The 21,354-nt window shown below is 30.5% G+C and carries 22 protein-coding genes; 12 read left to right on the top strand and 10 right to left on the bottom strand.

Features of this window, described 5'->3' with window-relative positions:
• Positions 1-54: 54 nt before the first annotated feature.
• Positions 55-978, bottom strand: coding sequence for a polyphosphate kinase 2 (gene ppk2 / locus CQA53_RS06750; RefSeq protein WP_115543255.1), 924 nt, complete (start codon positions 976-978; stop codon positions 55-57).
• Positions 979-1,238: 260 nt separating this feature from the next.
• Positions 1,239-2,201 (bottom strand): transaldolase, encoded by a 963-nt coding sequence (locus tag CQA53_RS06745; protein WP_115543254.1) that lies wholly within the window; start codon positions 2,199-2,201, stop codon positions 1,239-1,241.
• Positions 2,202-2,264: 63 nt separating this feature from the next.
• Here CQA53_RS06745 and CQA53_RS06740 point away from each other — a divergent pair, with 63 nt between their 5' ends.
• From CQA53_RS06740 to prmC, 7 genes are all read left to right on the top strand, one after another.
• Positions 2,265-3,494: a DegT/DnrJ/EryC1/StrS family aminotransferase gene (locus tag CQA53_RS06740; protein ID WP_115543253.1), complete on the top strand. Its 1,230-nt coding sequence runs from the start codon at positions 2,265-2,267 to the stop codon at positions 3,492-3,494.
• Positions 3,495-3,713: 219 nt separating this feature from the next.
• Positions 3,714-4,490 carry a DUF5644 domain-containing protein gene (locus CQA53_RS06735; RefSeq protein ID WP_115543252.1) on the top strand — a complete coding sequence of 259 codons (777 nt, stop codon included), beginning with the start codon at positions 3,714-3,716 and terminating at the stop codon, positions 4,488-4,490.
• A gap of 68 nt (positions 4,491-4,558) precedes the next feature.
• Positions 4,559-5,473, top strand: a complete 915-nt coding sequence (locus CQA53_RS06730) for an HdrB C-terminal domain-containing protein (protein ID WP_115543251.1) — start codon at positions 4,559-4,561, stop codon at positions 5,471-5,473.
• A 15-nt stretch (positions 5,474-5,488) separates the two neighbouring features.
• Positions 5,489-5,806 (top strand): hypothetical protein, encoded by a 318-nt coding sequence (locus CQA53_RS06725; RefSeq protein WP_245945749.1) that lies wholly within the window; start codon positions 5,489-5,491, stop codon positions 5,804-5,806.
• Positions 5,807-6,064: 258 nt separating this feature from the next.
• Positions 6,065-6,943: a TerB family tellurite resistance protein gene (locus CQA53_RS06720; RefSeq protein ID WP_115543250.1), complete on the top strand. Its 879-nt coding sequence runs from the start codon at positions 6,065-6,067 to the stop codon at positions 6,941-6,943.
• A 356-nt stretch (positions 6,944-7,299) separates the two neighbouring features.
• Positions 7,300-8,511, top strand: coding sequence for a M48 family metallopeptidase (locus tag CQA53_RS06715; RefSeq protein WP_115543249.1), 1,212 nt, complete (start codon positions 7,300-7,302; stop codon positions 8,509-8,511).
• Positions 8,498-9,484 carry a peptide chain release factor N(5)-glutamine methyltransferase gene (prmC, locus tag CQA53_RS06710; RefSeq protein WP_245945748.1) on the top strand — a complete coding sequence of 329 codons (987 nt, stop codon included), beginning with the start codon at positions 8,498-8,500 and terminating at the stop codon, positions 9,482-9,484. Before CQA53_RS06715 ends, prmC begins: the two co-directional genes overlap by 14 nt.
• 383 nt (positions 9,485-9,867) lie before the next feature.
• Here prmC and CQA53_RS06705 read toward each other — a convergent pair whose 3' ends face one another.
• Entirely contained in the window at positions 9,868-11,304 is a 1,437-nt protein-coding gene (locus CQA53_RS06705) for a type III PLP-dependent enzyme domain-containing protein (protein ID WP_115543248.1), read from the bottom strand.
• A 131-nt stretch (positions 11,305-11,435) separates the two neighbouring features.
• Here CQA53_RS06705 and CQA53_RS13300 point away from each other — a divergent pair, with 131 nt between their 5' ends.
• From CQA53_RS13300 to CQA53_RS06685, 4 genes are all read left to right on the top strand, one after another.
• Positions 11,436-11,846, top strand: coding sequence for a hypothetical protein (locus CQA53_RS13300; protein ID WP_115543247.1), 411 nt, complete (start codon positions 11,436-11,438; stop codon positions 11,844-11,846).
• 125 nt (positions 11,847-11,971) lie between these two features.
• On the top strand, positions 11,972-12,790 hold the full coding sequence (locus tag CQA53_RS06695; protein WP_115543246.1) for a GH25 family lysozyme: 819 nt from the start codon (positions 11,972-11,974) through the stop codon (positions 12,788-12,790).
• Positions 12,791-12,896: 106 nt separating this feature from the next.
• Complete coding sequence (locus CQA53_RS06690) at positions 12,897-13,721, top strand: metal ABC transporter solute-binding protein, Zn/Mn family (RefSeq protein WP_115543245.1); 825 nt, start codon at positions 12,897-12,899, stop codon at positions 13,719-13,721.
• A 214-nt stretch (positions 13,722-13,935) separates the two neighbouring features.
• The gene (locus CQA53_RS06685; RefSeq protein ID WP_115543244.1) at positions 13,936-14,634 is read left to right on the top strand and encodes a hypothetical protein; all 699 of its coding nucleotides are present in this window, start codon (positions 13,936-13,938) and stop codon (positions 14,632-14,634) included.
• A gap of 121 nt (positions 14,635-14,755) precedes the next feature.
• Here CQA53_RS06685 and CQA53_RS06680 read toward each other — a convergent pair whose 3' ends face one another.
• From CQA53_RS06680 to gltX, 3 genes are all read right to left on the bottom strand, one after another.
• On the bottom strand, positions 14,756-15,820 hold the full coding sequence (locus tag CQA53_RS06680) for a glycosyltransferase family 4 protein (protein WP_115543243.1): 1,065 nt from the start codon (positions 15,818-15,820) through the stop codon (positions 14,756-14,758).
• Between the two features lie 377 nt (positions 15,821-16,197).
• Entirely contained in the window at positions 16,198-16,473 is a 276-nt protein-coding gene (locus tag CQA53_RS06675) for a YggT family protein (protein ID WP_115543242.1), read from the bottom strand.
• A 1-nt stretch (position 16,474) separates the two neighbouring features.
• Positions 16,475-17,911: a glutamate--tRNA ligase gene (gene gltX / locus CQA53_RS06670; protein ID WP_115543241.1), complete on the bottom strand. Its 1,437-nt coding sequence runs from the start codon at positions 17,909-17,911 to the stop codon at positions 16,475-16,477.
• Positions 17,912-18,139: 228 nt separating this feature from the next.
• Between gltX and ffh the strand changes: the two genes are divergently transcribed.
• On the top strand, positions 18,140-19,471 hold the full coding sequence (gene ffh / locus CQA53_RS06665) for a signal recognition particle protein (RefSeq protein WP_115543240.1): 1,332 nt from the start codon (positions 18,140-18,142) through the stop codon (positions 19,469-19,471).
• Positions 19,472-19,772: 301 nt separating this feature from the next.
• Here the strand turns inward: ffh and CQA53_RS06660 are convergent, their stop codons facing one another.
• The 4 genes from CQA53_RS06660 to CQA53_RS06650 form a co-directional block, all read right to left on the bottom strand.
• Positions 19,773-20,246 (bottom strand): hypothetical protein, encoded by a 474-nt coding sequence (locus tag CQA53_RS06660; protein ID WP_115543239.1) that lies wholly within the window; start codon positions 20,244-20,246, stop codon positions 19,773-19,775.
• Between the two features lie 13 nt (positions 20,247-20,259).
• Positions 20,260-20,385, bottom strand: coding sequence for a hypothetical protein (locus CQA53_RS13570; RefSeq protein ID WP_281271176.1), 126 nt, complete (start codon positions 20,383-20,385; stop codon positions 20,260-20,262).
• A complete protein-coding gene (locus tag CQA53_RS06655; RefSeq protein ID WP_115543238.1) occupies positions 20,375-20,749 on the bottom strand; it encodes a hypothetical protein in 375 nt (124 codons plus the stop codon). The genes CQA53_RS13570 and CQA53_RS06655 overlap by 11 nt, the downstream gene beginning before the upstream one ends.
• A gap of 11 nt (positions 20,750-20,760) precedes the next feature.
• Positions 20,761-21,354, bottom strand: a 594-nt coding sequence (locus CQA53_RS06650; protein ID WP_342767975.1) for a T6SS effector amidase Tae4 family protein, incomplete at its 5' end; no start/stop codon positions are given.

The following is a 21,354-nucleotide window of genomic DNA, read 5'->3' as shown; positions in this document are numbered from 1 at the left end:
CAAAGCTTTAATATACATCTACATTGTGTCTATCTGTATAAATTTAGGAAAAGATTAATCTTTTTTAGAACTAGAATCTTTTTTATCCTTCTTGTCTTCTTTCTCTTCCTTAAAAATTTTAAAGTCTTTATTTTTTTTCACAAAATTTGATTGTTGAGAATATAAATGCACGATATTTGGATCTGCTAAAAGACATACAGAATTTTGATCTTTATCTTCATAATCTATTTTACTTAATAAATCCCTTGCAATATTTAATCGTGCACGTTTTTTGTCATTAGAATCAACAATCATCCACGGGCTATATGGTGTATGTGTACGAGAAAACATTTTCTCAAATGCTTCTGTATAATCATTCCATAAACCAAGGGATTTTGCATCAATAGGGCTAAGTTTCCACATTCTTAATGGATCATCTTTGCGTCGTTCAATGCGTCTTTTTTGTTCTTCTTGTGAAACATTGAGAAAATATTTAAAAATCATTGTGCCACTTGCAACAAGCATTTGCTCTAAATTCCCTACTTGATAAATAAATTCTTTATATTCATCTTGCGTACAAAATCCCATTACTCTTTCAACTCCGGCACGATTATACCAACTTCTATCAAAGAAAACAATTTCGCCACCAGATGGTAAATTTGTAATATATCGTTTAAAATACCATTCTGTTTTTTCTTGTTCCGTTGGTTTATTCAATGCAACAATACGACAACCACGTGGATTAAGATGAGAAGTAAGGGCTTTAATTGTCCCTCCTTTTCCCGCACCGTCTCTGCCTTCCATTATAATCACAATCTTTTGATTTGTCTTTTTTACCCAGTTTTGAAATTTTACAAGCTCAATTTCTAGTTTTCGTAATTCTTCTTCATAGAAATCTTTTTTAAACAAATGGCGTCCATTAATTACTTTTTTCTTACTATACACTTCACGCGGTTCCATAGACTCTTCAGGTCTGATAACAATCTGTTTTTTACTCATAAGTATCCCCTTTAAGAAAAAATAAAATACATAAAGCATATCTAAGGTTTCATTAAAAAATACTTAAAATAACAGAATATACAAAATTATATTATAAAATGTAATTATTACTCTGATAAGTATATTTCTCAAGAGTGAAACAATACTTGCTTTCTTTCTTGAGAAACAATCCTAGCCATAACAATGGAAATATTTTTCATATATTTTTAGCATTAATATAATTCTTATCAAAACAAAATATTTTTTGAAAAATGATAATTCTATGTGGTTTTTAGGGAATCTAACATATCTTGAAAACTTTTCTCAAAGGTTTTTAATCCATCTTGCAAAAGCGTATTTTCAAGCATAATCCTATTAATACCAAAATCTTCAATTTTTGTAAAAATTCCCATATCATCAAAAGATTTTGCACCACCTTGCAAACATGAATAATCAATCTGCTGCAGGGTATGCAATGGTAAAGTATTAATGCAATCTTGAAATGCTAAAGGATATACATAATATCCATCATCATTATAGACATTATTTTTTTCTTTTACACCCGTGCTAGCAAACAAGATTCTGTAATTTGGATTTGTGTTTTGTAACTTAAAGTCATTATAAATTGTGATAGCATTTGCAATTCCATATTTTCCTTGTAAAGATTCTGGTAATTTAGAATCTATTTCTCTGTCGAATCGTGAAACAAATACACTAATGACACCTTGAGCTTGTGTATTAGCATTATGAAAAGCTTGTAAAACTTTTTGTGCTTGTTCTTTGGTAAAAACTAAAGTTGCATTAATATTGATTCCACGCAACATAAGACTTTCCATAATTGTATAACCACTTTGTGTCGCAGGGACTTTTATCATAACATTTGGGGAATCTATCTCTCTCCATAATCGCACACCCTCATCAATACTTTTTGTAATATCATCGCATAAGAATGGGTCAAGCTCGATGCTAATAAGTCCCTGCCTTTGATTTTTTTCATAAAGAGGAGTGAGAATCTTACTTGCTAATTTAATATCTTGTATTGCAAGAATTTCATAAATTTCTTTTGGTTGTTTGCCTGCTGATTGTAAATTTAATATTTCTTCACGATAACTTTGTTGTTTGAGTGCATGTGCAAAAATACTTGGATTGCTTGTTGCTCCTTGTATTACACCATTTTTTATTAATTCTTTAAATTCTTGCTCTAAAAAACCTCTTTCGATGAAGTCGCACCAAATGTTTATCATTGCATTCCTTAAAATATGGTATATTTTCACTATTATAACTTAAATTGCATAAAAGGTTACCAAATGTTAGAAAATTTTATTCCTTACAGCACACAATCAATCAATCAAGATGATGAAATGGCAGTAATAGAATCTCTACATTCTTCGCATTTAACACAAGGTAAATATCTCATAGAGTTTGAAAATACTATTGCAAAATTCCTACAAACACAACATGCTGTATGTTTTAACTCCGCAACTTCCGCCTTATATGTAGCATTTCGCATTATAAAAGAATTAGTGCTTGAAAAAGAAACTTCGTTGAAGAAATATGGACATCTTGATGCACTTCAGAAAATTCTTTATTTAAAAGATAGAGATAATTTTCATTTTGCACATAACCATAAAACAATAAGTATTCTTACAACACCAATAAGTTTTGTTGCTACAACAAATATGATGTTAGAAAATGACATTACCCCTATTTTTGGTGATATTTGTATGGATGGAAATCTAAAATTAGAAGGCTTAGAATCTCTTTTGCGTGATGATACTGTGGCTATTTGTTCTGTAGATTATGCTGGAAATAGTGTGGATATGGAAGCCTTTAGAGAGTTTGCTACAAAGCATAATTTATTGTGGATTTCAGATTCTAGTCATGCTTTTGGCGGAAGCTTTAATGGGAAAAAAGCCGGGACACTTGCGGACATAGGAATCTTTAGCTTTCACGCTGTTAAATCTATAACAACTTGTGAGGGTGGGGCACTTGTAAGTGAAAATGCTTTTTTTGCACATATTGCTTCACTTATTTGTTCACATGGCATCGTAAAAAAAACACTTTATAATCATGATTGTATAACGCTTGGCTTTAATTTTCGTCTTAATGAAATTGGTGCAAGACTTGGTTTATCGCAACTTCAACGCATAGAATCTTTTCTCACAAAACGCGAAGAAATCGCAAGATTCTACGATAAGTATTTTAAAGATAACCCATACTTTTTTACACCAAAAAATCATTCAAGTGTTATTAGCACGAGGCATTTATATCCATTATTGCTTGATTCTTCACTTACCTGTAAAAAAGAGGCAATAGCAAATGAATTGGTGCAAAATCATGTTGGAGTGCAGGTGCATTATAAGCCAATCTATAATTTTTCGCTTTATCAGCCTTTTAACTATCCCATTTTACGCAATGCAGAGGATTTCTATCATGCAGAACTCTCTATTCCCTGTCATCAAAATATGACTATTGGTATTGCAAAGAAGGTGGCTGATACAATACTTAGTGTATTTGAGAAATATGCAAAAAAATAGTTTTTATAAATTAATGTAAAAATTAAGAACTAAGTCTAAAATGTGCATTACCATTAGAAACAGAGTATTTTCATAAGAAAATATCATTTGGGTATATATTGATAATGGCACAAAATTACATAGAATAAAATACTTCTAACATTAAAAATATCCTGATTGCTTGAAAATACGAATAAATTGTAGTAGAATCCCTTAAGTATTATGGCGTAAGGATAAAATATGGCAAAATTAGATTTAAACATCTTTTCATTTGATTCTCGTTTAGATTTTCAAAGTGGCTATGTGCGTCAAGAGATGTTTTTTCAATCTTCATGGACATTGCGTGATGTATTACAAAATATCCATGCAAAATCGTTTGGTTATCAAGAATTTGGTGTCGATCTTGATTTTATTCATTGTAGAATTAATGGGTTTGCAATTTTTGGAAATATAGCGGTGTATGAATTAATAGATAAATTTGGGACAACATGGGTAATCGATCCTCTAAGTAAAAAATTTGCACAAAAAGATTTGTTGTTAAATCTTGATAAGGCTTTTGCTCAGTATAACACATTCTTTAGAATGGCACATTTTATTACACCAAGTGATCGCGAGGAATTAAAAAAATATTTACCAATAAATTTTATAGCAACCTGTTATGATGATGAATACTGTGGCGATGGGTTTATCCTTTATATAAAATGGCTTTTATCGCGTTATCCGCTTTACAAAAAACAACTTTTAAGCACCCTTTGCACATTTGAGAATGGAATCTTCGAGCATATTTGTATAGCAAATTTTCTTTTTCCTGCGAATAATACTATCGATCTTGCGATTGAATCTTTGCAATCAGATCTTGTAAATGGTGCAAAAACACTTGTGCCAAAAATGTGTTTTGAGTTTGGAAAATATCTTGACGGGCAGTATAGATTCTCATGCCATAGTGCTATGGTGCATGAAAATAAGATTCCAATACAATCAAATTTTGTGCAAAAAATTGTTGATTCTAATATATAGAATTTTACAGAAATGACTTTTTACTAAAAATTAAAGAATACTCAAAAAATATTACAAGGAGAATAATAATGTATCTTATTTATGATTGTTTGCAAAATAGCCCTTTTCATATTGCGACTTTGAACTTACTGAAAGTGCTTGAGATTCCATTTAAAGAAATTCCTAAAACAGAAAGTTTTATACCAAATGGGGGTTATTATGGCAGAATCTCAAAGCTAGACAAGTTTCTTTTTGCAAATATTTATAATATCGCTCTAGCAGCAAAAAATGGGGATATACTCCTTGCGATAGAGGAAGATTCTTATGCTAATCTTGCTTTCACACTCAATACTATTGCAACATATAAAGAGTTTCGTGATTTTGTATCTCAAGAATTACAACATTATGGAATTATGTTAGATGTTACAACACTTCATAAGCATGTAGCTTACTTTCCCGCCTTGCTCGGTAAATATCATGATAAGATTCAGCAAAATATCGTATTACATTTTGGTTCTTTAAATACTAAAAATCAAATGCCAAGTATTTCTGCGCGATATGATTCTCTAGAAGGTTTTGTGACATGTTTGTATTATACAGGAAGGCATTTTGATTGTAATATGCATGGAGAATATGCAGAGATTCATAAAATTTTTAAACTACTAGGATTAAAAGTGTTTGAGACACCATTTAGTATGGAATCTTTTACGCATCTTTTGGAGATTAATGAGACAAAAGCGTATCAAAAAAGTGGTGAGATTCTATACGCAGGAATTGATTTAGGTGTTGATTTTATTTGTGTGTTTGGAGATTCTACATTTAATATGTTTGAAAAAAAACATAATCTCTGCACAAAATATTGTAAGCGGGATAATATCGATATTGCGGTATTGAATTTGGCACAAATCTTGCTGGTTGCTTTTGGGCGATTTGAAGAGGCTGGTTTTGATCTTCATGCAAAAAATCCAAAGTTTTTATGGAAAGATAATTCTAAGGTATCATAAATTTAAGGATTACAAATGAGTAAGATAATTATTATTTTTAAAATATTTTTTGCTTGTTTTGTTGGTATGGCATGGTATCATCTAAATGGACCAGAGCAAGCTCCAATTGCAATTATTTTATTTATTCTTATTTTACTTGCTTCATTCATTAAGCCAATTAAATTTCAAGATCCCGCAGAAAGAGATAAATATCGTTTTCAAATACAAGAAGCTCGAGAACGTAAAAGAATGCTTGCGGAAAAACAAATGGAAGAGAAAAAACACTTAAAAAAACAAGCTTTAGCAGAAGAAGAAGAACGCAAACAAGAATTAAGGAAAAAACTGAAACTTTAATTATATATAAATTACACTTAACTTTTTTCATTAAGCAAGAATAAAGACTTTTATGCTATAATCTTGAGATTATAGCATAAAAAAGACATTAGTTTTGTTGCTAAATTCAAAACATTTCTCTTGTTGGGCTTATTAGAATCTCTTGAGATGAGATTTTTTAATACTTAATATTGTATTGGGTTTTATGGTTAATAAAGAAATTTTATGAATTTAGGTATAATTCATGTAATTCTAAAATTTGTAATAAGGATATTATCAATGGAATTAGTTTTATTTCTCATAGCTGCTGGTATTATTTTTTATCTTTATAAGACATTTCAGGTGTATCTTAGTAATCCAATTGTACCCAACGACAGAGATGTTTTGCAATCACAAAATCGAGAGACTCCGCAACAAGAAGTAAAGCCATTAAGTTTAAAAGAAAGGCTTAAAACAACTGAATATGGATTAATAGCACGCATCATGGGTAGATTGAGTTTTGCTGATGAAAAAAGCTGTATTTTAGAAGAGAAACTTATGAGTGGAATCATACACGATATGGCACACGAAACAGACCAGCCAGAAAGTTTGTATCTTGAAATATATAAAGAAGCAAGGCAAGAGGATATACAAGAATTAGCAACACTGTTTGCCTCCGAAACTATTGCGCAATACAAAAAGCGATTAAAAATTATTGAATTTATGTTTGCACTCTCATGGGCTGATGGCGAATTAACAAATGATGAAGAAAATTGCATTATTGATGTTGCTGCAATTTTAGAAATTGAAAATGAGGACTTCAATAAACTTTATGATGAATTTAAGGCGAATAATACTCAAAAAGTTGTTGCAATGGATAAAGAAGAAGCTATGAAACTTTTAGGGTTGCAAGATGGTTTTACCTACGAAGATCTTGATAAACAATATATGCAAATAATGGAAAGTAAGCGACAAAATATATTCGATCCTAAGAATCTTACACGTCCATTTAACCAGTTCGGGGGAGAAGAACTTAAGAGATACTCCCAAGCATACGCTACACTTTTAACCCTAGCTACTACACAACAAACCACATTGCAACATGAGACACAAAATCAAGAAGAAAAAATCCATAAAGAAATAGAATCATTGAAGATAGAACAAAATAAACCCCTATGAACCTCCCTGAATCTAGGGAAAATAAAAACATAAACTTATTTTTTTGGTTATTGTATGTAAAATCTAAAATTGTAGTTTGGTTGCTATTGGGGCTATACAATTTATCTAGCGGTGTATAAAATAATATTGTTTAACACTTTTTGGAAAATTTTATCTCCAATTATTTAAGAACATGTTCTTTATATTTTACTTATTATAATCCCAATTTATCTAAAAATATCCTGTTCTTATCGACAATATATTTTTGGGATATATCCAAAAACTTTCTATGAAATTAATTAGTATTTATTTTTTTATAATAGACTTACAAGTTATATATTACTTACAAGGGTTATACAAATCTCAAGGAGGATTGTTTGTATAGTGTTATTGTCATATATCTATTATTTTATGTGGCTCCATGTGTTATTTTAGATATTTTACAGATACGATATATTCAAGAATATGCAAAAAGAGAACCAGTCATTTTAAATCAAGATGACTATCAAATTGCAGCATCATATGCACTTGCAAAACAAAAAATATCTATTGCCTCACACCTTTATGATTTTGTTTGGCTTGTATTTTGGCTACATATTGGCATTAATTTTCTAATGACACAATGTGCTTTAATGAATCTTAGTGACTTTGGTAAAGACTGGTTAGTTTTAATGTCTTTTTTGGGAGCAAATATTTTATTAAATGCACCTTTTGGTATTTTACAAAGACAAATTGATAAGGAATATGGATTTAACAAACAAAGCTTTAAGGAATATTGTATTGATTCTATTAAAGGTTTCATTCTTGGGGCAATTTTTGTTGGAATCCTACTTGCAATTTTGTTGTTGGTTATGGAAATGGTTGAGTTATGGTGGCTTGTTGGATTTGTCCTCATATTTTGTTCTGTTATTCTCATACAGCTTGTATATCCAACACTTATAGCACCAATGTTCAATAAATTTACACCATTACAAAATGAAAATCTTAAGCAAAGGATTCAAAATCTTATGGAGGTAGCTGGTTTCAAAAGTAATGGAATTTTTGTTATGGACGCAAGCAAAAGAGATGGGAGATTAAATGCATATTTTGGTGGGCTTGGTAGTTCTAAAAGAGTTGTGCTTTTTGATACTTTACTAGATAAAATTAGTGAAGATGGGTTGATTGCTATTTTAGGACATGAGTTAGGGCATTTCAAGCACAGAGATATATTACATAATATTATTATTGTGAGTTTTATTATGTTTTTAATGTTTGCTATTACAGGTTTATTGTTCCAACCTCTTTGTGTTTATCTTAATTTTACACCAACTCATAGCAACATTTTAATACTCGCAATGTTACTTTTACCAGTTTTCACCTTTTTCTTAAAACCAATCATAAGCTACTTTAGTCGCAAAGCAGAGTATCGTGCTGATGAATTTGGTGCATCATGTGCTACCAAAGAAGCATTAAGGGAAGCACTTATTCGCCTAGTGAATGAAAATAAATCTTTCCCATATTCTCACCCGGCATATATTTTCTTTTATTATTCTCACCCACCGCTTATTAAAAGGCTTAAGACATTAGGATGGCAAAATGATAGAGATTGATTTACTCCTGCGTATCGCGGTTGCTTTTTTAAAAGACATGAATTTAGAAGATTTTCAAAAGCTCGTGTATGAAACTTCATTTTTAGTCTCCGATATTAATTCTTTTGAAAATGATAAAATCCCCAAAGATTCAGATAATATTCAAAAAAATAAATATAGCTCTAATTTATTTTCTCCTGAATTTCATATCACAAGTCCTCGTTATGAAGCAGAGATTTTGCTCGGATTTATTCTTAATATGACACGTGTGGAAATTCATGCAAACCCAAAAAAAGAAATCAATGATTTCAATAAGCAACGCTATTTTAAACTTCTTGCAATGCGAAAAAATGGAACTCCACTTGAATATCTCACTAATCGTGTAAGTTTTTATAACCTTGAATTATATGTTGATAAAAATGTATTAATCCCTCGTCCTGAAACCGAAATCCTTGTTGATAAGGCAATAGAACTTATGAATCAGCATAATATTGCAAGTTTTGTTGAGGTGGGTGTTGGGAGTGGTGCAATCATCACAGCAATTCTCAAGAATACACAAAATACTTATGGAATAGCAACAGATATTAGTAAAGAGGCTTTAAACATAGCCAAACATAATGCTGAAGTCCTTGGAGTAAAAAATCGTTGTGATTTTATAGAATCTAATTTATTAGATTCTCCTTATATTATGCTACAAAAACCAATTTCATTATTAATCGCAAATCCACCATATATAGCGAATAATTACCCACTTAATCAAGAAGTTCTTTGTGAGCCACATATTGCATTATTTGGTGGAGAAAAGGGAGATGAGATTCTGAAGCGACTTATTATGCAGGCACGACAAAAAAATATTACACATATAATTTGTGAAATGGGATACAATCAAAAAGCAAGTATGCAAGAGATACTTCATTATACAAATTATGAAGTCGCATTTTATAAAGATTATGCGGGATTAGACAGAGGATTTGTTGCAACACTTTGTAAATAATTTTTTGCACCTATCAACTCAGATTTATTAATAATTAGAAAATATTACAACAGCAAAGTTTCTTGCAATCAGTATATAAGGCTTTGGAAATAAACAGCTTTAATTGGGAATTAAAGTTGTTTATTTGAGGATTTAACACAATCTCACAAAAAATATTGTATGTTCTTTGTTCGCTAATGATAAAATAATGTAATTTCATTTCTTTCAATTTCCAAAATAATATAAAAGTTTTCTAAAGTATGATATGGTGTCAAAATAAATCTAGTGATGATTGTTCTTCATTCTTGTATATCTGGTGCTGAAAAGACATTGGGGGACACAGGGAATAGCGTTAATTGCCCTAAAAAGTATCATTCTTTTGATATAAAAACTCTTAAATTATATTAAAATTCTTTTAGATTTGCTAATTCATTTTCTACACTTTCATCAAATTTTTCTCTTTCTTTGATAAGATAATGATTCCCCTGAAAAAGTGCAACCTCTGCTGGTTTCATGCGAGAGTTATAATTGCTTGCCATACTATAACCATATGCCCCACTTGATTCAATAAGTAATAAATCATCTGCGTGACATTTTGGTAACTCTCTATCTCTTGCAAGATAATCCCCACTCTCGCAAATTGCACCTACAATATCGCATTTCGTAAATTCTTGTGATTGACTATCATTAGCCATTTGCTGTGCATCATTGGATTGTGTAGATAGCGTATTATGATTATGCTTTAAAGATTCTGTATTGGTTGGAATCTGCTTACATTGGTTGAGAGATGATCCTAAGTATGCAATGTTGTGATAAGCATGATAAAGACTTGGGCGGATAAGGTCATTCATTGCACAATCAACTATAACAAATCTTTTATTTGGTGTGTATTTTTCTCCTATTACACGCGTGAGAATGGCACCGCTATTGCCCATAATAAATCTTCCCGGTTCACAAATAGTCGTGAGATCAAGTGCATCAATCTTACGAATAATATTACTAATATATTCTTGTATTGCAAAAGGCTTTTCATTGTGATAACTAATGCCAAATCCACCACCAATATCAAAAAATTTTAGTTTAATGTTTGCACTTAATAAACTTTTTGTGAGTTCTAAAATTTTTATGCTAGATTCTAAAAGTGGTGTGTCATCAAGAATTTGCGAACCAATATGATAATGAATGCCAATTGGATTAAGAAATGGGCTTTTATGTGCATAAAGATAAAGCCTCTTGGCTGTTTGTATATCTAATCCAAATTTATTTTCATGTAAGCCTGTTGAAATATATGGATGTGTTTTGGCATTTACATCAGGATTAACACGAATTGAAATGCGAGCTTGAAATATATTTTCTTCATTTTGATTCAAAGAGTGAGAAGAATACAGAGTATTTTCTTGATGAAAATCCACACTATGTTGATTTCCTATTTTTTTTTCACCTGCAATTTTTTTTGCAAGATTTTCTATACGCAATAATTCCATTTCAGATTCTACATTCAAAAATAAAATACCTAATCGTAACGCTTCTTCAATCTCATAATCTTCTTTTCCTACACCACTAAAAATAATTTTATAAGTTGGAATACCCGCTATTATTGCTCTTTTTACTTCATTAAGACTTACACAATCAGCTCCACTGCCCAATTTTGCCAATACTTTAATAATGCTTAAATTTGAATTTGCCTTAAGTGCATAGCATACTAACGACTTAAAACCACTAAAAGAATCTTTGATTTCATTGTATCTTCCACTTAAAGTATCTATATCATAAAGATATAGTGGTGTTCCATATTGTTTTGCTAATTCATGAAAATCATAATTTGTTGTAAAATATTTCATAGTATTGTCCTAAAGCTTAAAAAAATCTGATACAAAAACAACAATTCTATCAAATAAAAGATAATTTATTTTGGAATGAGTTAAAATTTATGATAGAATAACAAGTATATTTTATTTCAAAGGTAAAAAATATGGATAATACAAACCTCATATTTATAGGTGGTAGCTTTGTTGTTGTGGTCGTACTTTTTATATTTGCACTTTTCAAATTTGTTTTGTCAAATAAGCCAAAAGCAAAGGAGTTTAGTATTGATATAGAAAATAGTTTTGGACTTGAAAGCATTATGATGGTGTTAGATTCATCGCAAAGTTCATTGCAGGATTTACAAGATGCCATGGATAAACTTTTTGAGGAATATGATAAATTAGATATTAATAAACAAAAAATTAAAAGTATTTTGCTTGCACTTTGCCAACACAAAAATACAGAAAAAAATATTATTCTTGACACGCAAAAGAAATTTCAAGAAAAACATCCTGAATTAGCAATGGAATTTGAAAGGGCTGTAAAAAGAGGGTTAGACGCAAGGGGTCGTCGTTAATTGCAAAGAGTAAAATATCATTTATAATAATCGAGAGTTAGAGAATTTCACACGACTATTTGCGAGGTTTCCATATTTTTATTCTGTAACTTTACTGCCATTTGGTCTAGAGGATATGAAATAGTATGCGTTCATTTATAAGAAGAGTTTGTATTGTTCTTTTTTTAGGTGGATTATTTTTTATAATACTCAATAGCGGTATCATTTGGTTTAATATGCCTAGTCGTACAAAATATCCTGTTATCGGTGTTGATGTCTCTGCCCATCAAGGTGATATTGATTGGCGTATTCTTTCTAAGGATTTGAGTTTTGCTTTTATTAAAGCAACAGAGGGGAGTAGTTGGAGTGATAAAAAATTTCAGTATAATTGGGAAAAATCTTTAGAGAATCTTTCAGTTATTGGAGCGTATCATTTTTTTAGTTTTGATAGTAGTGGCGAAACACAAGCAAAAAATTTTATAGCAAATGTGCCAAACCAATCATCAATAAAAAATATTCAACAAGATTCCAATATTACAAAAGGTTCGACATTGCAAAAATGTATTCTCCCGCCAGGAGTTGATATTGAGTTTTATGGGAATAAATCTTCAAACCCACCGAGTCCAGAATCAATTTACAAAGAGCTTGATGTTCTTCTTACAACACTTGAAAAATTCTATGGTAAGAAGCCAATTATTTATACAACACCTTCATTTTATAAGAGGTATTTACATGGACGATATACTCAATACCCCTTATGGATTCGTTCGATATTTTTTCCTCCAGATTCAATATTTGCTAAAATTTTTGATGTATATTTCAGTACATCGCAATGGAGTTTTTGGCAATATAACCCAAAAGGTGTCTTGCAGGGTTATACAAAAGGTGAAAAATTTATTGATTTAAATGCATATAATGGAACTTGGGAAGATTTTCAAAAAAAGTTTTGCAATTTAAAAAAGTAATTCTGCAATTCTAAGTCCCATAGAATAAGTATTTGAGATAAAATATCAAAATCTTATCCTAAATATTGCATTATATGACATACATAAAAAAACAAAAGGAGTAACAATGAAAAAGATCTATATTATCTTTATTGTTAGCATATTTTATACATTTTCTTTTTTGTGTGCAAATCCACCCGAGAAACTTACTATTAGTGTAAGTATTCCCCCGCTTTACTTTTTTGTAAATCAAATTGCAAAAGATAAGGCAATAATTACCACTATTATTCCAACCAATAAAAATGCAGAAATTTATGAGCCAGATTTTGCAAGTATGGAGGTCATTGGAAAATCTGAAATTTTTATTGGCATTGGTATGCCTTTTGAGAAAATATGGATTCCAAAGATTCTTAATGCAAATAAAACACAAGACAAACTTTACACGATAATGCTTGATGAAAAACTTTATAGTCATTCGCATGCACATTTATGGCTAAGTCTCAATAATGCAAAAAAAATTACAAAGATTCTTGCTGATGAATTCAGTAAATATGATTCTAAAAACAGTGCATTTTATCATGAAAATGCACAGAAACTTCTTACATCAATTGTAGCATTGGAAGCAAAAATCCCTGTTATAATAAACGATATGCCTCATAAAGATTTTATTATCTATCATCCAATTTTTGATGAATTTGCACATGAATTTAATTTAATTGAACACTCACTTGAAAAACATGGTAAAAAATATGGCGTTGCTGATATTATTAGTCTCTCACAATTGGGAAAAAAGATTCAGATAAAACGCATTTTTACACAAAATAAGAATAATGATATTGTGACTCTTGCGAAATCTATAAATGCACAAGTCATACTCATTGATCCTCTTAGCCAAGACTATCTTACGAATTTAGAATCTATCTTACAAGAAATCTCAAAAAGCTATGAATAAATTCAAGAAAATCAAAATTCATAATTGCATATCTATGTTACATAGTATTTAAATATTTTGAGATTAAAAAATCTTATCTTTCTACCAAAATGACATTTATACAATATCAATTTTATGATAATATTCATCAAATCAGAGGAAAACTTAAAAAATATTTATAACCCATTAAAAAACATAGACTATTAGGGTATAATATTGCAAAAGAGGGTCTTAGATGAAAATAAAATTATTTCCTTCGTGTATTATATTCTTATGTTTATTGGTTCATGCAAATACAACAGCACAAGATGAGAACATTTCAGTTCCAGCCATCTCCATTCCCAATGCACCGACAATCACAATACCATCTTTAAGTACTCCAAAACAACAAGAAACTAAACCTATAACACCAGCCAAACCTACCCCAAAAGTAACTATACCCAAACCACCAGTTACCACAATGCCCACAATACCTACCACCCAAGCACAGACTACGATAGAATCTTCAAAAGATAAAGTATTGTATGCTCTTTTTAATGATATTCTAAAAAATAGAATGCTATTGCAATCTTATTGTGCTATTGATGGAATCACTTTGCAATCTAATCTTAATCAAGCAATGTTAAAAAAAATTGGTATGTTGCATTTTCTCTCTTTTTGGCAATATCAAGATAATATGGTGCGATTAAGAGATATTACATTTACAAAGATTCCTCAGACTTCATACCAACTTTTAAAACAATATTTAGAAAATAATGAACTCGTAAATATTGCTATTTTAATAGATTTTTATATCAAAGATACAAAAAAATATACAATTTTATTATCAAAAAATTATATGCAAATAAATAAAACTATTGTTGCTATTTCTCCACAAATCTTTGAGACATTTCGTAGTTATTTTTGCCATCCACATGTATTTCAGAATCCCTAAATTCTAAAAACTCGAAAAAGATGTCGAAAAACCATAAGATTTTTTGAATAAACATATTATATTTATAGAGTTATTTAATACATAGATAAAACTAAAATAGAATCCATATAGCACATAATTTCTATTGGCAAAATAAAACTTCTTTCCATAACAACATAATAGATTCTTTGCCAAATTTTTTCTTTACAATTTCTCTCGCACTTTGACCCATAGTTTCCCTTAGATTCTTATCATCTACAAGTGCTTTAAGTTTTTTTGCATATAGCTCACAATCATTATCTGGGATTAAATATCCACTTTTAGAATCTTCGATAATATCTTTTGGTCCAGCTTCAATATCAAAAGAAACACAAGGCAGGCCATAGCTACCAGCCTCTAAAAGTACCATTGAAAACCCCTCTGTATAGCTACTCATTACACAAATACTTGCGGAGAGATAAAGAGATTCCATATCTTGTGTAAATGGGAGGAGTTTAATATACTCCTGCAATCCCAAAAACTCAATTTGAGCTTGTAATTCATGTTTTAAGATTCCATCACCAGCAATTACTAATTCCCAATCAGGAATTTCTTTAGCAATCATTGCATAAGTGTTGATAAGTCTATCAAAACCTTTTTCGGTGCTCATTCTACCGGCTGCTAGTATTCTCTTTTTATCATATTGTGTTTGAATGCTAGGCATTATTGGTAAAAAATTTGGTATAACTTTGACATTATTATGATAGTGTTGCCATTGTGCTAGATTTCTACTTGAGAGAACAATAATTGTTTTAAACCTATCAAAAATTCTCTTTTTTTTCTTTGGTATTTTAATGTGCCAAATACGCAACAAATTTATATTTTTTATTTTAGAGAAAGGAATAAATACACCATCATTTGCTAGAACAATTGTAGCATGAGATTTTTTTATATATTTCATAGCTTTATAACTAAGATAGAGACGATATAAAGTTTTGTTCCAAAATTTTTTCACTTTATTTTTTGTAAGTATAGTAGAAGAAGAAAGATAAGTAATTTGTGCTTGGGGTAAAATTTTATAGAAAGGAGCAGGATTCAGGCGATAAAAACTCACAATTTCAACCTCTACCTTGAAAGATTCTAAAAAAGCATTTACCAAATTTGCACAAACCCTTTCTCCGCCGCCATTTTCAGTAATATCGCGCAAGATAATCATGAGTTTTTGCATATTCTTCCTTTTATGTTGTATAAAATTGAAAGTTTATTATACCCATAGTCGCAATGTGTTGTAACATTGAGGTTGCTGAATAATATCGTTAAAAATTCTAAAATTATACTTAAAAATTATATGTAACTTTTTACTCATTGTTTTATTCGGACACACTTGTGTGTCTGGAAGTCCCCACTTTCTTAAATGCTGTGTGCGAATGTATTGCAAGATAAAAATACTCTTGTCTTGTGTGCTATAAGCAACAATAAGTAATCTGCGATGATTTTTATATCATAGAGAATATCCTTTAAAAATTTATTTTAATTCTATAAGGACTCTTTAAGAATATAATAAATCAATAAATCTTGTTTTTACTTTCTACAATATATAGTTGATTAAAAGCCCAATAATATACGAACGAGAGTTAAATCGACAAATTGTAAAATTATAATCACAATAAGAGGGGCAAACTCCAAACCATTAAATTCTGTTTTTACTATCCTTTTTATTGCATTATAAGCAGGATAAGTTAAACGATTAATAATTATCATAAAGTTGCTTGATGGGTCTGCTCTAGCAAGTTGTAAAATTGCCCCAACAAAAATGACCAAGCTATAAATAAAAATAATACTATGTAAAATTTGTCCTATTGCATTAAGAATGATTATCATATTATCCCCTTAAAATGTAATGTAAAAGTGGTTTGATAGCTTCATAAAGTTTATCTAATTCTATCCCATGTTCTTGTCCGCTCAAAATCATACGTAAAGGTTTAAAGAAAGATTTTCCCTTAAGGTTTGTTTCTTTGATAAGATAATTTTTAAGATTCTCATAATTTTCCAATGATATATGAAGATTCTCATTTTGTGTATATGAAAGAGACTCTGATTGGTGGGATTGAGAATCTTGCGTAGCTGTATGTATTTTTCTTAAAGCTTGTAAAATTATATCAAATTCATTTTGAAATTCTGTTTTTTCACGTTTCGTTGGAAGAGATTCAAAGATGAGTGCAATTTGTTTAGATAACTCCTGTATGCTACTTACTTCTTGTAAATAAAGTCCAAGCAATGCATCAAATTGAGAATCTATTGGAATCATACATTCTTTATTCTCGCAAGTCTTAGATTCTGAAGCTATCGTCATACTGGTTGCTTTAGAAATGATAGGATAAAAATCTTTCGGGGATTTTTGACGCAACAAATCACGATTAATTTGCAACATTTTCTTATAGTCAAAATGTGCTGGATTGCTTGATATTTGCGATATATCAAAGATTTTCATACATTCTTGATAGTTAAATAATTCACCAATGTTTTTCTCTATTTTGCTGTTACCAAGCAAGATAAGATAATTTGCAATGGCTTGAGATTCTAACCCCTGATTTAAAAGCCATTGAACGCTTGAGGCAGAATCTCGTTTTGACATTTTTTTATTTTCTTCATTGAGAATAATTGGCAAATGTGCATATTTTACATTTAATCCAAATCCAAGTGCTTGTTTAATGAGAATTTGCTTGGGTGTATTGCTAATATGATCTTCACCTCGTATGATATAACTCATGTCCTTATCATCAATACTGCAAGCAAAATTATAAGTAGGAATCTCATTGCGCATGATAACAAAACTATCTATTTCTTCAGCCTCAAAACTAATTTTACCCTTGATAGAATCTATAAAACTTATATTTTGGTTAGCACGAAGACGGATAATGGGACTTGTAGTTTTATTTCCTTTTTCGAGTGTAGCCCAAGAATCATCATAACGAAATGCCTTTTTTTGTAATCTTGCTTCTTCGCGTTTAGATTCTAAAAACTCTTTTGAACAATAGCAATAAAATGCCTTTCCTTCTTTGATGAGTCTTTGTGCTAAATCTCTGTGTAAGGGAAAATTATAGCTTTGATAGATTAACTCATCATAATCAAGTTCAAATTGTTTTAATAAAGAGAGAATCTCCTTGTCTTTGTTGGCAATATTCCGTTCCAAATCTGTATCCTCGATACGAATGATGAACTTCTCACCAAGTTTTCTTGCCATAAGATAATTAAAAATTGCTGCACGCAAATTACCAATATGCATATTACCTGTGGGAGATGGGGCAAATCGTAGCATAGTTCCGCCTTAAAAGAAATAATAAAAGCTGATTCTACATTTGTATTTATAAAATTCATTAAATAGTTAAATATTTCTTATTTTTTCTTAAAGTATATGTATCATTTTGAACATTGAGAATATTACAAGACTTTCCTTTCGTTGTTATAGAGAACTTTATCTTAAAATAGAGATAAATTTGCTATAATACGCAAAAATCATAATTTATAAATCAAAGAAGGATAAACAATGTTTGAATCTTTAAGCAATGGATTTCGTAGTGCGATTAATAAGATTCGTTTTAGTGACGATGAAAGGGCTCTCGATAAGGCTTTAGATGAGCTAAAAAAAGTATTACTCAAAAGTGATGTATACCATAAAGCGACAAAAGAGATTCTGCAAAAAACAAGAGAGAAAACTAAACAAAATGGCATTGGGCGGGACAGCTTTTTAAATGCACTTACGCAATCTTTACTTGAGATTTTAGCAGTAAGTGGGAATTATGGTGTTACTTATGCAACAAAACCACCAACTAATATTCTCATGGTAGGTTTGCAAGGTAGTGGAAAAACAACAACAAGTGCAAAACTTGCGAACTATTTAAAAATGCGTAATAAGAAGGTTTTGCTTGTGCCTTGTGATTTGCAAAGATTGGCAGCTGTAACACAATTAAAAACTCTTGGGGAACAAATTGAAGTCGAGGTATTCCATTCAGAATCTACTAGTCCAATTCAAGTAGCAAAAGATGCATTACAATATGCAACAAATGGACAATTTGATATTGTAATTTATGATACAGCTGGGAGACTTGCCATTGATGAGCCACTAATGAAAGAATTACAGGAAATAAAGGTAGCAATCAATCCTCATGACATATTCTATGTCGCAGATTCTTTAAGCGGACAAGATGGTGTGCGAAGCGCTACAAGTTTCCACGAAAAAATTGGATTAAGTGGTGTTGTTTTAAGCAAATTTGATAGCGATTCAAAGGGTGGTATTGCATTATCAATTGCTTATCAACTGGGTATTCCTCTACGATTTATGGGGATGGGAGAAAAGGTCGCCGATCTTGATTTATTCATGCCTGATAGAATCGTCTCGAGACTTATGGGAGCTGGAGACCTTGAGACTTTAGCCGAAAAAACTGCAGTAGCAATTAATCCAAAAGAGGTAAAAGATATACATAAAAAAATTAAAAAAGGTGAATTCACTTTTACAGATTTTTTAAATCAAATAGAAAATGTAAAAAAAATGGGTTCTATGAGTTCAATTATGTCAATGATTCCTGGTATGGGGAATATGGCAAAATCATTAAAAGATATTGATTTGGATAATTCCGAAGAAGTAAAAATCATTCGTGCTATGGTAAATTCTATGACAAAAAAAGAAAGGGATAATCCAAGCATTTTAAATGGTTCAAGACGCAAACGCATTGCTATGGGTAGCGGACTTGATGTGAGTGATATTAATCGCACCTTAAAGCAGTTTGAACAAGCAAGTAAATTTGCTAAAAAATTAAGCACAAAAGGTGGTGTGCAAAGCTTTTTAGGTATGCTTACACAACAAAAAGTTCCGCGATAGAAACTTTCTAAACCTAATCTATTGCATATATTATGTTTGCATTGGATTCTAAGAATCATGAAGCCAGAATCAGACTTCTTTTGAGTAGCTAAAACAATAAAATTTTTTCCTGCAAGAAATCAATATAATTTCGCAATAATCTAAAATTTTATATATTTATATTAAAAACTTGTCCTTTATAAGATTTTCTAAAAGTTTTAATAATCTATAATTTTACCAAATCTAAAATGAATACAAATTTAGATTCTTAATTTAGAGTGTGATAAGTTAAGAATCTCGTTTGCAATCTTTGTTTATTTTCTCACTTACATTCCTTGCAGTATTTTTTCACTATGCGTTCGATTTCAGCCTTATATTTTTTGGAGTCGTAGAGTTCAAGGCAAGTTTGTATCTTTGATACTCCTTTTTGTTGGGATATGACATAAGCTTTTATTTCCTCTTTCAAATGCTTTCGCCTGTTTGTCGTGTAACATCGGCTACTATCTGCATTGCCTATTTTTTCTATTTGCTGAAACATCATATCAAACCATTCCATTTCCATTATTTCAATTTTTTGCGATAATCCGTAGTAATCAAGGCAGATTCCCACTCCAAACTTCTTTGCTGTTTCTACCATTCTTGCCCTTGCAAAAAAGTAAAATTCGCTATCAGCCTTTTTAAGTGGGCGGCTTGATAGAAAATCTACACCTAAGCACTCTTTATTTGAATCTGCATATACACTACTAACACACGCAAACCACACGCAAACAAAACTAACAAAAAACCTTTTTAGCATACATCTTTCCTTTCTACAATGATTCCCAAAAGCACAATTCATATACGATTATAGTTTCATCATTTAGATAATTCGTCTCATCTAAAAACCCTCCCATCTCTTTATCCCAAAGTGTCGTATGTCTTCTTTCACTTAGCATACTTGCCCTTTCTTTGTATCATATCCTCATATTCTTGAGAATTATACATATTCAGACAGGCTACGAAATACCAATTCTTAGGATAAAGCTCTGGATGTTTAAAATTTGGTATATAGCTATTGATATTGCTTACAATAAAATCGATAAATCTTTTCTTATCGTCTGGGTCAGCTAACTCAATCAAGCCAAATAGCCTATCAGCTTTGACTATTTCACTTGGCAAATCTTTGTAAAATTCTTTTAAGCAAAGAGTGAATCCAAGATTTTTCCTACTTATAAATCTATGCTTATCCCATTCTGCATCGCTAGATTCACTACCCAATAAACAACAAACTATCGCTATTGTCATTACAACATATCTCAATACAGCCTCCTTTATTTTAGTTCCCAAAAATAAAGTGCTGTTACAATAGCGTTCCCATACAATAAATAATTATTGTATAAATTTTCATCATAATCCAAAAATATTTTATTTAGCTCATTTGCTCCATCCCATAGTGTAATATGTCCTCCAGCATTATTCCACCCACTGATAATCATTGCTACTACTCCACTTTTATCAAATTTTGAGAATTCATTGTTGTAGAAATTAATATTTTCTTGTTTTGTTGTCATTTCTTTTGGATTATATGGTTCATCTGCATGACCCCAAAAGTTTTCTAATTGAAAGAGTTTAATTAATGTTTCAACTCGCACAATATAATTATGTTTATCACTACCTACTAAAACAAAATCATCTTTTACCCCCGCTGGTTGTTTAGATACTCTTTGGGATATGTAGTTTTCAATAAACATTCCATTTTTATTAAGCATATAGCTTATCTGCATAGCACAAGTGTTTTCAGTATGCTTATTATTTGGATTGTATATTTCTAACAGCTGCCCTCCAACCAAAGTATATCGTTGAGGAACACTTAAAGCATTTATCTCTTTGTATGCTTTGTTCATATCCTCCCAACTCGGTCTTTT

This window comes from Helicobacter didelphidarum (genome assembly GCF_003364195.1).
GTDB lineage: Bacteria > Campylobacterota > Campylobacteria > Campylobacterales > Helicobacteraceae > Helicobacter_A > Helicobacter_A didelphidarum.
The sequence above is the reverse complement of the archived record's forward strand: the minus strand, read 5'-3'. Positions and strand labels throughout refer to the sequence as shown.